This window comes from Streptomyces sp. NPDC001634, from assembly GCF_040298185.1.
Classification (GTDB): Bacteria; Actinomycetota; Actinomycetes; order Streptomycetales; family Streptomycetaceae; genus Streptomyces.
Map to the genome: position 1 here is coordinate 1 of NZ_JBEOZU010000152.1, position 12,559 is coordinate 12,559.

The window sequence follows — 12,559 nt, forward strand, 5'->3', positions numbered from 1 at the left end:
GTCGTGGTCGGGGTCAACCGCTTCCAGCTGGACGAGGAAGAGCCCTACGAACCGCTGCGCGTCGACCCCGCCATCGAGACCCAGCAGGCCGAACGACTCTGCAAGTTGCGGGCCTGGCGCGAGCAGACGCAGGTCGACAGCGCCCTGGAGCAGCTCAAGAAGGCGGCGGAGGGCACGGACAACGTCCTGTACCCGATGAAGGAGGCCCTGCGCGCCCGCGCGACCGTGGGCGAGGTGTGCAACGCCCTGCGCGAGGTGTGGGGCACCTACGTACCGTCCGACGCGCTCTGAGAGGGGAGCGGAAGTGACTCAGATCCGACTCGTCGTGGCCAAGCCCGGCCTCGACGGCCATGACCGGGGCGCCAAGGTGATCGCCCGCGCGCTGCGTGACACAGGCGTCGAGGTGATCTACACCGGGCTGCACCAGACGCCACGGCAGATCGTCGACACCGCCATCCAGGAGGACGCCGGCGGCATCGGGCTGTCCGTGCTCTCGGGGGCGCACATGACGCTCTTCGCCGAGGTGCTGCGACTGCTGCGGGAGGAGAACGCCTCGGACATCGCCGTGTTCGGCGGGGGCATCATCCCGGAAGGGGACATCCCCGAGCTGCTCGCCCTGGGTGTCGCGGCCGTCTTCACGCCGGGAACACCGACAGGGGAGATCACCGACTGGGTGCACGCGCACCTGGGGAGGGCGGCCGTGGCGTGAGGTCGTGCGCGTGCCGGCCGTCGAGCGCGATGAACGAGCTCACGCGGCCAGCGGGTTGAGCGTCAGCGGCTGGATCCTGCCCTCCAGCATGGCGCCCAGGCCCTGGACCGCGCAGATGTCGGGCCGCTCGGCGATGTGCACGGGCATGCCCGTCGCCTGGCGCAGCATCTGGTCCAGCCCCGGCAGCAGTGCGCTGCCGCCGACCATCATGATCCCGCGCTCGGCGAGGTCGGCCACCAGGTCGGGCGGGCAGTCCCGCAGCACCTTGCCGATGCCGTCGAGAACGGCGAGCAGCGGCGTCTGGATGGCGTCCCGCACGGCCGCCGTGTCGACCAGCACGGAGCGCGCGAGCCCGGTCGCCACGTCCCGTCCCTGGATCTCGGTGGAGGCGGGCCCGTGCGGGGTGAGGCCGTTGCCGGAGAGGGCGAGCTGCAGGGGCCGTACGGACTGACTCGGCAGCATCAACTCGTGCTCGTGCCGCAGGTGTTGCACGATCGCGCGGTCGACGGCCTCACCGCCCACCGGGATGCGCTCGGCGGTCACGATGTTCCCCAGCGACAGCACGGCGATCTGCGTGGCGGCGGCCCCGCACACCATGATCATGGACGCCTCGGGCTGCTCGACGGGCAGCCCGCACCCCACGGCCGCGGCGACCAGCGTGTCCACCAGCTCGACCCGCCGGGCCCCCAGCCCCACGAGGGTCTCGATGGCCGCGCGCTGCGCCAGCGGATCCGCGTCGTGCGGGGTGCAGGCGGCGGCCCGGAGCCGGGGCTTGCGGCGCAGGCTGCGGCGGAGCTTCTCGCCGAGCAGATGGCGCAGCATGCGCTGGGCCATCTCGATGTCCACCACGGTGCCGCCGGAGACCGGCCGTACGACACGGATGTACGCGGGCGTGCGCCCCGTCATCTTCTCGGCGAGCTCACCGACCGCGATCAGCGCGCCCGTCCGGGTGTTCACGGCGGCCGCGCTGGGCTGGTCGACCACCAGCCCGGAGCCCTTGACGTACACACGGGTCCTGGCCGCCCCCAGGTCGACGGCGACGTGGCAACGGCGCAGCTGGTCCAGACTGACGGTCATGGGGACTCCTCCGTGGATACTCCGCCGTTCAGGGCGGAGAGGAAACGGACTCCTGCGGAGCAGGGCAGAGAGAGCCAATTCGCTGCCGGCGTGGGCCGGCGTCGATCGCCGATCACCCGCGGGCTTTCACAAGTTGGCCTGCTAGCGGGTGAGTTATGACCTCTCGTGTGAAGCGGGCCTTCAAGTACCGCTTCTGTCCGACCGATGCGCAGGCGCTTGAGCTGTCGCGCACGTTCGGGTGCGTGCGGAAGGTCTACAACCTCGCGCTCGCCGCCCGTACCGAGGCATGGGCGCGGCAGGAGCGGATCAACTACAACCAGACCTCGGCCATGCTCACGGCGTGGAAGAAGACCGAGGAACTGGCCTACCTCTGCGAGGTCTCGTCCGTACCGCTCCAGCAGGCCCTGCGGCACCTGCAGACTGCGTTTGCGGACTTCTTCGTCAAGCGGGCCAAGTACCCGCGTTTCAAGTCCAAGCGGAAGTCCCGCGCCTCGGCGGAGTACACCAGCTCGGCGTTCAAGTTCCGCCACGGCAGGTTGTACCTGGCGAAGATGCTGGAGCCGCTGGCGATCGTGTGGTCCCGGCCACTGCCTGAAGGTGCAGCGCCGACGACGGTGACCGTGAGCCGGGACGCGGCGGGGCGCTGGTTCGTTTCGATGCTGTGTGAGGATGTCGGCGTCAAGCCCCATCCCCCCACCGATACGGCGGTCGGCATCGATGCGGGCCTGGATCACCTGCTGGTTCTCTCCACCGGGGAGAAGATCGCCAACCCGAGGCATGAACGCCGGGACCGCGCCCGTCTGGCCAAGGCCCAGCGGGAGCTGTGCCGTAAGGCCAAGGGGGAGGGCGCCAATCGCCGTAAGGCGCGCATCAAGGTTGCGAGGATTCACGCCCGGATTGCCGACCGTAGGCGTGACCTGCTGCACAAACTCACCTCGAAGCTCGTGCGCGAAAACCAAACGCTCGTGATCGAGGATCTGGCCGTACGCAACATGGTCAGGAACCGGACCCGCGACCGCGCCATCAGTGACGCGGCATGGTCGGAGTTCAGGAACATGCTGGAGTACAAGGCCGCCTGGTACGGGCGCGAGGTGGTCGCCGTCGACCGTTGGTTCCCCTCGTCCCGGCTGTGCTCTGTCTGCGGCGCCTTGCAGGTGAAGATGCCGCTGCACGTCCGCGTCTGGACGTGTGACAGCTGTGGCACGACCCACGACCGGGACGTGAACGCGTCGAAGAACCTTTTGGCCGCCGGGCTGGCGGTGTCTGGCTGTGGAGCCGGTGTAAGACCTCAACGGAGAACTCCGGGCGGGCAGTCGGCGACGAAGCAGAAACCCTCACGGCGCGAGCTGTGAGAATCCCCCTCGTTCACGAGGGGGAGAAGCCAAGGCGGTACCTCCCGAGAAACAACAAACGGCACCGCCAGGACCAGAACAGACCGCCGGCGGCGGACTCTCTTATGCATCGTGTGCCGTGGAGAAGGGTCGCGCCCCTCGGGGTGGTCCGGGCGGGGGGCGGCCGGACGGGTGGTCCTGTGTGCGCCGCGCCCCGAGAAGCTTGTGCTGCACCGACGATCCGTGCCTGCCGCAGCGCCTTGTCCCTGGGGGTGGCCTGCGCTGCCCTCGCCTGGGCCGTGCCTGATGGTGCGCTCAGGCCGGGGCGGACAGGTCACCCGGGAGATCATCCGGGCGGTCGGGGTGAGATATGCCGGGCTGACGTGGCGTCACAGCCCACGATTCCCCGTACGACCCCCAGAGCCACCAGATCCTGAGGACGTACGCGGAGCTGATCCGCCGTCGCCCGTACCCGGTCGGCCGGGCGCTTGAGTATCGCGGCGGCGAGCTCGGGCGCGATGACGGAGAAGTAGCTGTCCGGCGTGGCCCAGGTGTTGTCGGGGGCGGCAAGGGCGAGGGCCCCGCCGGAGCCGCCCTCGCCGATCACCAGCGTCGTGACGGGCGTACGGGCGGTGGCGACCGCGGCGAACAGTTCCGCGATCGCGGCGCCCGCCCCCTGCCGCTCGGCCTCGGCGTCGTTGGCGGCGCCCGGCGTGTCCACCAGGGTCAGGACAGGGATGGACAGGGAGTCCGCCAGGCGGATCAGACGGGCGGCCGTGCGGTATCCGGCGGGGCGGGTCGCCGTGCCGGCCTGGGCCGCGTACGCGATCGTACGGCCGTCGTGGGTGCCGAAGCCGCACAGCATGCCGTCGTCGGTGCCGCCGCAGCGGTCGCCGCTCAGGGCGGCCCGGCGGGTGAAGCAGGCGTCGAGGTAGGCCTGGGCGCGTGGGCGCCTCGGGTCACGGGCGCGCCGTACGGCGTCCCAGCCGGTGGCCGGGAGGTCCACCAGGCCCAGCGCGAAGGGCACGGGTGCGGGTTCGGTGGAAGGAGCCGTCAGCAGCCCGAGCCACAGCCCCACCGCCTCCCGCAGCTCCTGCGGTCGTACGACCGCGTCGACCGTGCCCGCCGCCAGCTGCGCCTCCGCCGTGTACGCCGCCGGGTCCGCGTCCGGCGGGCGCACCCGGGAGCCCGCGAAGCCCACCTGGACGCCCGGCAGGGCCAGCACCACGTCCGCGCCCGCGCCCAGCGTGGCCCAGCCGCCGCCGGTCGTCGGATCGCGCAGGACCGCGAGCTGCGGCAGCCCGGCCGCGCGGGTCAGCGCCGACTGCCGGGCCACACGCTGGAGCTGGGTCAGCGCGAGCATGCCCTCCTGCATACGGCTGCCGCCCGTCGCGACCAGCGATACGACCGGCAGCCGGTGTTCACGGGCGTACGCGTGCGCCGCCTCCAGCCGGTCCCCGGTCCGTTCGCCGAGCGAGCCGCCGAGGAAGCCGAACTCGAAGGCGATCAGCACGGCCGGGGTGCCGCCGACCGTCGCGCGCCCGCAGACCACGGACTCCTGCTCGCCAGTGCGCTCGGCGGCGCGGGCGCGCGAGGCGTCGTAGCCCGCCCACTCCAGCGGGCCGTCCGTCTTTGACTCCCGTGCGGGGTACGGGAGTTCGGTGAAGGTCGAGTCGTCGGTGACGAGGGCGAGGGCTGCCCGCGCACTCGGACGCTCACGCGTCTCAGGCATCGCCCAGCGCCCGCTTCATGATCTTCCCCATGTCGTTGCGGGGCAGCGCGTCCAGGTAGCGCACGACGCGCGGACGCTTGTGCGGGGCGAGCCGGCGGGCCACATGGTCGGCCAGCTCCTCGGCGCCGGGCGGGGCCTCGGGATCCACCGGCACGATCCAGGCGACGATCCGCTCACCCAGGTCGTCGTCGGGCTCCCCGGTGACCGCGACCTCGCTCACCCCCGGGTGTTCGAGCAGGGCGTTCTCGATCTCACCCGCCCCGATCTTGTAGCCGCCGCTCTTGATCAGATCGGTGGCCTTCCTGCCCACGATGCGCACGTACCCGTCGGCCTCGCGCACCGCCATGTCGCCGGTGCCGAACCAGCCGTCGGCGGTGAAGGCGGCGGCCGTGGCATCGGGCCGGTTGAGGTACTCGGTGAACAGGTTCGGGCCGCGGACCTGGATCTCGCCGACCGTCTCCCCGTCGTACGCCGTGATCGGCGAACCGTCCTCCTCGACGAGCCGCAGCTCCACACCGGGCAGCGGCACGCCGACCGTGCCCGGGCGCGGCTCCCCGTCCGCGCGCACGCTCGTGTTCATCAGCGTCTCGGTCATCCCGTACCGCTCGATGACCCGGCGCCCGGTCGCGGCGGCGATCCGCTCATGGTCGTGCACCGGCAGCGCGGCGGAACCGGAGACCAGGAGCCGGGCGCCGCCCAGCGCCTTGGCCAGCTCCGGGTCCAAGGGCAGGGTCTCGGCGATGCGGTGGTACATGGTGGGCACGCCGAACAGCATGGTCGCCCCGTCGCCCAGCTCCCGCGCCACACCGTCGGTGCTGAACCGGCCCAGGTGCCGTACCGCACCGCCGCGCCGCAGCGGGCCGAGGATGCCCAGCACCAGTCCGTGCACATGGAACAGCGGCAGCCCGTGCACGAGTACGTCGTCACCGGTCCACTGCCAGGCGTCCGCGAGCGCGTCGAGCGTGGCGGCCACGGCACGGCGGGGGATGACGGCGCCCTTGGGCGGGCCGGTGGTCCCGGAGGTGTAGACGACGAGGGCGGGGTCCTCGTCGGCGACCTCGGCGGGCGCGAACGGCCCCGCGCCCCGCACGTCGACATCGATGCGGACCAACTCCTCCAGAGGAGGGGGGAGTTCATCGCCCGGCGCGGCCAGCACCAGCGACGGCGCACTGTCGGACAGGATGTGCCCCAGCTCGCTCTCCCCGGACTTCGGGTTGAGCGGGACGAAGGGCACACCGGCGGTCAACGCGGCAACCGCGCCGACGGCGGTCTCCAGGGAGGGCGTGGCCCATACGGCCACCCTCCCCGCACCACCGATCCGCCCGGCGAGCGCACCCGCCGCCGCGGCGAGCTCCGCGTACGTAAGGGCCCGTGCACCGAAGCGGAGGGCGGGCCGCCGCCCGGCCGAGGGGTCGGTCAGGGCCGGAAAGAGGGAGGACACGCGGGGGACTCCTTGCGTCGAAGCGGACGTACGGCCATCAGCACAGTTCCTACACCAGAGCGAGCGAAACCGTCCCCCGGACCAGATTGATCCCGACGACCTCGACGTCCGGCTCGTCCCCGACCGATGGCGAGGCCCCGTGGAGCTCGTCCTGGTGCACCAGCCCATGGATGCCGTCGGCCACCCGCACGACCACTCCGAACGGCAGGACCTTCGTCACACGCCCGCGCACCACCCGCCCCAGGCCCTCCCGCGCGAACGCGGCCAGCGGGCTCGGCTCCAGCGACTTCAACGAGACCTGCGCCTGCTCCCGCTCCGCATCGACGCCGAGGACCTCGACCACCACCTCCTGCCCGACCCGTACCGCCTCCTCGACCGAATCGATGTGCCGCCAGGTGATCTCGGGGATCCGGATGAACCCCTCCATGCCGTCCAGGTCCACGAACACCCCGAACGGGGGCGTGGCGGTGACCACACCCCGGCAGACCTGACCGCGCTTCAACGCGTGCAGCGGCTCGGCGGCCGGGGGTCTGCGAGTGCCGACGAGCGTGCTCAGGTCGTCGGCCAGGCGGAGTTCCGTCGTGTGAAGGTAGGGATGGTTCAGCCAACGCATACGGGCCGTGTCCATGGCGTCGTCGTGGAGGGGCGGCCACGTGGTCGCCGGGGTGAAGTCGTCGACGACGACCGTTCCGCCGGGGGCGAGGAGACGGACGACGTTCGCGGCCCGGTCGCCCGGTGTCTTGCCCTGGCCGCCACCGTCGAGCACCAGCAGGTCGTACGGGCCCCGCTCCTCGATCCGCCGCCAGTCCCCGTGCAGGATCTCGACCTCGGGGCGGTCGGCGAACACCCCGGCGGCGATCCGGGCCCGCTCGGCATCCCGCTCCACGCTGACCAGCCGTACACCCTTGCGTGCCCCCGACGCCAGCCACGCCAGGCCCACGCCGCAGCCCGTGCCGGTCTCGCCGATCAGCCCCGGGGCGCCGCCTGCCAGCGTCTGCAGCAGACGGCCCTGTTCCGGACGGCAGGAGTCGGCGAAGCCGTGGCGGCGCGCGGCCGTCACGGCCCGTTCGACGAGTGGCGGGAGGGGGCCCGCGGAGGAGTATGCGTCCGTTCCGGTGAGAGACATGGGCACGATCGTGCCGCATGGCCCCGTCCGCTACGCCGCCTCCATCACGTCCGCCACCACACAGCTCACGTTGTCCGGCCCGCCCGCGGCGTTCGCCGCGCCCACCAGCGCCTGCACCGCCTCGTCCGGTGCGGACGCCGAGGCGAGCAGGGGACGGATCTCCTCGTCCGGTACGACCCCGTACAGCCCGTCCGAGCACAGCAGATACCGGTCGCCGGGCCGCGCGTCCTGCAGCCGCAGATCGGGTACGACCGTGTCGTCGCCGCCCGTCAACGCCTGCAGCAGCAGCGCCCGTTGGGGATGAGTCGAGGCCTCCTCCGGGGTCAGCCGGCCCTCGTCGATCATCGACTGGACCACCGTGTGGTCGTGCGTGATCCGGAACAGCCCGCCGTCGCGCAGCAGATACGCGCGGGAGTCGCCGATGTGGACGAGGGCGAGCTGGGAGCCGGTCCACACCGCCGCGGTGAGGGTGGTGCCGACCTCGGCGTCCGTACCGGCCGCGTCCCGAACCGCCTCGGTCGCGCCACGCACCGCGTCCTCCAGCAGATTGAGCACACTGCCCGCAGGCCGCGGCTCCCGGTCCAGATACCGCAGCGCCTCGACTGCGGCCGTGCTCGCGGGCGCGCCACCGGGGCCGAACCCGTCGGCCACGGCGAGGACGCGGGCGCCCGCGTATGCCGTGTCCTGGTTGGCGGTGCGGACCAGACCGCGGTCGGAGAGAGCGCAGTAGCGCAGTTCCAGCATGGTGGTGTCCTTTCTCGAAGGAGACGACAGGGACGACAGGTGGTCCACGAGGAACGTCGCCAGCTCCCGGCGCGCCGCCGTCTCGGCCTCGACCCGCGCCCAGTACGCGCGGATCTCCCGGGCCGCTCCTGCGTCGTCCAGCGCGCACACCTCCCGGATGCGGGCCAGTGGCATCCCCAGCCGCCGCAGCCATGCCACCAGCCGCGCCTGCTCCAGCTGCGCCACGGAGTAGTAGCGGTAGCCGGTCTCCGGGTCGACCCGGGCCGGTCGCAGCAGATCCAGCTCGTCGTAGAGCCGCAGCGCCTTCGGCGACAGCCGACACGCCTTTGCGAACGCCCCGATCGTCAGCATCTCCACCGCCCGCACCCCGTTCTTCCGGCCGTTCCTCGTTCCGCCATCGATGCTGTGGCCTCACCGAAGGGGAAGGTCAATAAGCGTTGTCGCGGTTCCCGGGGCGGTTGTTAGCCTGCGGCACAGGAACGCCGTACGAACAGGAGTCCAGACGTGGCCCGCACCACCGTCGCTCGAGTCGCCCTCGTAACCTGCCGCCCAGGGCCGGAGGTCACAGCCGACCGTGACCTGCCGGGGCTGGTGGGTGAGCTGCGGGCGGCCGGGGCCGACGCCGACGCCGTGTACTGGGACGACCCGGAGACCGACTGGGCGGCGTACGACCTGGCCGTGATCCGCTCCACCTGGGACTACAGCTGGCGAGCGGCGGAGTTCACCGCCTGGGCCGAGCGGTGCGGGAAGGCCACGCGGCTGGCCAATCCGGTGGACATCGTGCGGTGGAACACCGACAAGCGGTACCTCGGGGACCTGGCCGCCGCCGGTGTCCCGGTCGTCCCCACCCGGTACATCGCCCCCGGCGGCCCCGTCGAACTGCCCGACGACCACGAGTACGTGGTCAAGCCCACCTCGGGCGCGGGCGCCCGGTTCGCCGCCCGGTATGCGCCCGGGGAGCACGCCACCGCCGTACGGCAGCTCGCGCGGATGCACGCCGAGGGCTTCACGGCGATGATCCAGCCCTATGTGCAGGGCATAGACGTCAACGGGGAGCGGGCGCTGCAGTTCTTCGGCGGGCGGCTGCTGCACGCCAGCCGCAAGGGCGCCGTCCTCGCCCCCGGCACGCCGTACGACGAGAAGAAGGTGGCCCATCCCGGCCTCGAACCCTGGACCCCGACCCCGGCCGAACTCGCCGTCGCCGAACGCGCCCTGGCCGCCGTACCGGACGCACCGGAGCTGCTCTACGCCCGCGTCGACCTCGTCGACGGGCCGGACGGGGCGCCGTGCGTGATGGAGCTGGAACTGGTCGAGCCGAACCTCTTCCTCTGGCTGCACCCGGGGTCGGTGCCGCGGGTGGTGGAGGCGGTTCTGGCCGCCGTCGGTCAGTAATCCTTGCGAGGCCGACTGAAGACCAGGCACTGGCGGCACGATGCAAGCGCCGCCAGTCGTTGATCACTTCAGGGAGTCTTCGATCGCCTCGAAGATGTCCGAATCCGTCACCTTCTGCCAGTCCGGAAGCTCGGGTGCTCGGAGCCTACGGGCGATGTACCTGTGGTGCGTGAGGCCCGCGTGCTTGAGACACCACACCTGCGCGTCGTCCGCGTCGGCCGTGGCGGTGGCTCAGATCTGCCCCTTACTCACGGGAGACCACCGCCAAACTTCGAAGCCCACTCAAGGCCGTGTCGCAAGGGTGGTTCCTTCATTCCGGCCGGTCCGTCGGCCCTGCTCCTTGCGGCGAGGGCCAGCGAGGCCGGCCAGGGCCTGTCTTCAGTCGTGATCAATGGGCGTTCAGAAGGCCGCTGGAGTCGTAGAGGGGACCATGGCCGTCACGAAGCAACGCCCCACCACACCGCCCACGGTACGAACCCGACCGCGGCCAGCCCGACCGGCGCCAGACGCAGCCAGACCACCCAGCTGGACGTCAGCCGTCGGCGCCAGAGTGCGACTGCCGAGACACAGGCGGACATCACCACGGCGACGGCAAGACCCTGCGCCACCAGCCACAAAGCCGGACGGCCCCACACAACGGGCGCCGCCGCACCGTTCCCCGCCACGAAGACGGCGATCGAACAGGCCACCGTCGCCACGACCGCCAGCAGGCCGAGCCCGGCCAACCACCGCACCGGGCGCAGGACCGGGCCCCGGCGCAGGAGGGCACTCACCGGATAGACGGCGAAGCCGAGGAGGAGCAGTGCCGGGGCGAGCCAGGCATACCAGGCGTGGCCCGGTACGGGGGTGCTGGCGAGTGCCTGACCGGGTGCGGGGGCGGCGCTCGACGCCGGTGGGAGGCCGGCGGCGACAGCCTGCACCCATGAGGTCATGGTCTGCGCATAGCGCGGGGCCAGCTCCCCCAGCTTCTTGCCATGGAAGAGGGGGCCGCCGATCCGGTCGAACCCGTCCGACGTGCGGTGACCGTTGTGCGCACCGCCGACGACGAAGCCGATGACGGCGTGCCGGTTGCCCGCACGGGCCAGGGCCTCGCGGAAGATCCGTGCGCTCTCCTGGGGCGGCACCTGCGTGTCGTGCTCGCCCCACAGCGCCAGCACCGGCGTTCGGCGGAGCCGCTCCAGCACCGGCACGGGGTCGTAGCCGGCCGAGGGGAACAGACCGGTCGAGCCCATGAATTGGGCGGCGGGGCCGGCCACGGTGCGACGGAACGGTCCGTCCACCCCCTGGTGGTGCAGATGCGTGGTGAGGTTCCAGGCCTGGGTACGCAGCGGGTCGTAGCCGGAGCCGCCGATGGTGACGACGAACGCGACGTCGGTCGAGCGCGCTGCGGCCAGCGGCGCCACCCAGCCGCCCTCGCTGAACCCCCACAGCCCGACCTGGCGTGGGTTCACCCCGGTCCTGGACTGCAACAACCGCACTCCGGCGAGGGCGTCGTCGGCCAGCAGGCCGAAGTCTCGGTGGAGCAGGGAGTAGCCGACGGTCCGCTTGTCGTAGACGAGCGTGGTGATCCCGGCCCGGGCGAACGCCTCGGCCTCCTGCCGGTACTCCTCCCGGGGCCCGGAGCCCGAGCCGCCGACGAGTACGATGCCAGGTTTCGGGCCGGGTGCTCCGTCCTTGCTGAGGACGGTGCCGTGCAGGACGAGCCCACCGCCGCCCCGGAAGGTGACCTCCTGGCGGACCAGCCCGTCCCCGCCGGCGTACGCCACCGGCGCGGCCAGCAAGAGGATGGCTCCGGCCAACGCCCCGGATAACACGGCCAGTACGGCGCGTATCGGTGATGCGGACGTAGCCGAGAGCAGCACGGCGTGCATCCCCTTTCGTTGTCGGTTGGGCCGCGCGGTCAGTCGGTCTCGGGAATTCCGAGCAGCCGGACGAGCACGGTCCGCGCCTCGGGCGCGTTCCCTGGTTCCGGGGCCGAGTACCGGTAGAGGAGCGCGATGTACTCCTCGAAGAACGCGCGGAGTTGGGCGGGGTCGACCCGGAGCGTGGCGCGCGAGAAGAGCGCTGCGTCGGCCCAGGGCCCCAGCGCGTCGCGCGCCTCCTCGAACCGCCGTGCGGAGTCGATCAGTTCGGCGAGGTTGAGCCGATGCATCTCGGTCAGTGCCTCACGCATCTCCGGCGTCTGCCGGCTGTACGGCGGGAACCGCCGGTCCCCCGGCACCGCCCGCCACCACCGCTCCCGCCCCTTCGCCAGCTCCGGGACCTCCTCGACGAAGCCGTGCTTGGCCAGCTGCCGCAGGTGGTAGCTGACCAGCCCCGTACTCTCGCCCAACTCGCGTGCGAGCGCGGCAGAGTTGGCCGGCCCCCGGCGCAGGCATTGCTCGATCTTCTGCCGCATCGGGTGCGCGAAGGCGCGCAGCGCCTCGACATCGGTGATCTCTTGAGCAGGCGGTTGTTCGGCCATGCCAGAAGGCTACGAGTTGCAAAGGCCATTTGCAAGGACTCCTTGCAACTCTTGAGTGCGGACCGAGCCGCCACCTCGCCGCACCCTGCCGACCAGCGCGCTATTGAGTTGCGGTCAAAGGGCGGTTCTCGCGAGGTTCTTGATCCAGATCATCGAGGCGCGCAGGTGGAGGCCGGCGAGGTAACTGTCGGGGGTCCTGTCGTACCGGGTGCGACTGGGCCGCGGCCAACAATGCCGAGTTCGCCCACACACCGACCAACAGCTCCTGGCTCAACCGCATCGAGGCCCAGTTCACCGCCCTGTGCAACTTCGCGCTGGACGGCACCGACCACGCCAACCACAAGGAGCAGGGCAGAGTGATCCGCCGCTACATCATCCGGCGGAACAAGTACGCCGCCGACGAACGCCTACGCGAGGTCGTGAACAGGGCGAACGTTGCCCGATGCGGCACTAGTGTCGTGCGCCGCAAATCACACGGGTAAGTTGCTACCTGTTTGGCGGACTGATTTTGGTGAGGTAGTCGGCGAGAGATTTCAGGATCTC

General features: G+C 71.5%; 11 protein-coding genes and 1 pseudogene. 5 read left to right on the forward strand and 7 right to left on the reverse strand.

Annotation, left to right across the window (positions count from 1 at the left end; all coding sequences use genetic code 11):
* Together ABT186_RS45595 and icmB are read left to right on the forward strand one after the other, a co-directional pair.
* Positions 1-291: methylmalonyl-CoA mutase family protein (locus ABT186_RS45595; RefSeq protein WP_351930315.1), on the forward strand; the 291-nt coding region annotated here is incomplete at its 5' end.
* 13 nt (positions 292-304) lie between these two features.
* Positions 305-709, forward strand: a complete 405-nt coding sequence (icmB, locus tag ABT186_RS45600; RefSeq protein WP_351236594.1) for a coenzyme B12-dependent isobutyryl CoA mutase small subunit — start codon at positions 305-307, stop codon at positions 707-709.
* 39 nt (positions 710-748) lie between these two features.
* Here the strand turns inward: icmB and ABT186_RS45605 are convergent, their stop codons facing one another.
* On the reverse strand, positions 749-1,786 hold the full coding sequence (locus tag ABT186_RS45605; RefSeq protein WP_351236592.1) for a rod shape-determining protein: 1,038 nt from the start codon (positions 1,784-1,786) through the stop codon (positions 749-751).
* A gap of 155 nt (positions 1,787-1,941) precedes the next feature.
* Between ABT186_RS45605 and ABT186_RS45610 the strand changes: the two genes are divergently transcribed.
* A complete protein-coding gene (locus ABT186_RS45610) occupies positions 1,942-3,138 on the forward strand; it encodes an RNA-guided endonuclease InsQ/TnpB family protein (protein ID WP_351930317.1) in 1,197 nt (398 codons plus the stop codon).
* A 325-nt stretch (positions 3,139-3,463) separates the two neighbouring features.
* Here ABT186_RS45610 and ABT186_RS45615 read toward each other — a convergent pair whose 3' ends face one another.
* From ABT186_RS45615 to ABT186_RS45630, 4 genes are read right to left on the reverse strand one after another with little or no spacing between them, the layout of a single operon-like run.
* Positions 3,464-4,849, reverse strand: coding sequence for a carboxyl transferase domain-containing protein (locus tag ABT186_RS45615; RefSeq protein WP_351930319.1), 1,386 nt, complete (start codon positions 4,847-4,849; stop codon positions 3,464-3,466).
* The gene (locus tag ABT186_RS45620) at positions 4,842-6,290 is read right to left on the reverse strand and encodes an acyl-CoA synthetase (RefSeq protein WP_351930321.1); all 1,449 of its coding nucleotides are present in this window, start codon (positions 6,288-6,290) and stop codon (positions 4,842-4,844) included. Before ABT186_RS45620 ends, ABT186_RS45615 begins: the two co-directional genes overlap by 8 nt.
* Before the next feature lie 49 nt (positions 6,291-6,339).
* Positions 6,340-7,416: a S1 RNA-binding domain-containing protein gene (locus ABT186_RS45625; protein WP_351930323.1), complete on the reverse strand. Its 1,077-nt coding sequence runs from the start codon at positions 7,414-7,416 to the stop codon at positions 6,340-6,342.
* Between the two features lie 30 nt (positions 7,417-7,446).
* Positions 7,447-8,517: a MerR family transcriptional regulator gene (locus ABT186_RS45630; protein ID WP_351930325.1), complete on the reverse strand. Its 1,071-nt coding sequence runs from the start codon at positions 8,515-8,517 to the stop codon at positions 7,447-7,449.
* 147 nt (positions 8,518-8,664) lie between these two features.
* Here ABT186_RS45630 and ABT186_RS45635 point away from each other — a divergent pair, with 147 nt between their 5' ends.
* Positions 8,665-9,552, forward strand: coding sequence for an ATP-grasp domain-containing protein (locus ABT186_RS45635; RefSeq protein WP_351930327.1), 888 nt, complete (start codon positions 8,665-8,667; stop codon positions 9,550-9,552).
* Positions 9,553-9,989: 437 nt separating this feature from the next.
* Here the strand turns inward: ABT186_RS45635 and ABT186_RS45640 are convergent, their stop codons facing one another.
* Entirely contained in the window at positions 9,990-11,351 is a 1,362-nt protein-coding gene (locus ABT186_RS45640) for an alpha/beta hydrolase family protein (protein WP_351930329.1), read from the reverse strand.
* A 101-nt stretch (positions 11,352-11,452) separates the two neighbouring features.
* The gene (locus ABT186_RS45645) at positions 11,453-12,016 is read right to left on the reverse strand and encodes an ArsR/SmtB family transcription factor (protein ID WP_351236580.1); all 564 of its coding nucleotides are present in this window, start codon (positions 12,014-12,016) and stop codon (positions 11,453-11,455) included.
* Positions 12,017-12,231: 215 nt separating this feature from the next.
* On the opposite strand from ABT186_RS45645, the pseudogene ABT186_RS45650 reads away from it, so the two are divergent.
* Positions 12,232-12,498: pseudogene (locus ABT186_RS45650) on the forward strand (hypothetical protein); the annotation flags it as partial.
* Positions 12,499-12,559: the final 61 nt, after the last annotated feature.

Excerpts from the sequence above, each read along its gene's own strand:
- ABT186_RS45605 (WP_351236592.1), bottom strand. The coding sequence starts at position 1,786 with ATGACCGTCAGTCTGGACCAGCTGCGCCGTTGCCACGTCGCCGTCGAC.
- ABT186_RS45610 (WP_351930317.1), top strand. The coding sequence starts at position 1,942 with ATGACCTCTCGTGTGAAGCGGGCCTTCAAGTACCGCTTCTGTCCGACC.
- ABT186_RS45615 (WP_351930319.1), bottom strand. The coding sequence starts at position 4,849 with ATGCCTGAGACGCGTGAGCGTCCGAGTGCGCGGGCAGCCCTCGCCCTC.
- ABT186_RS45625 (WP_351930323.1), bottom strand. The coding sequence starts at position 7,416 with ATGTCTCTCACCGGAACGGACGCATACTCCTCCGCGGGCCCCCTCCCG.
- ABT186_RS45645 (WP_351236580.1), bottom strand. The coding sequence starts at position 12,016 with ATGGCCGAACAACCGCCTGCTCAAGAGATCACCGATGTCGAGGCGCTG.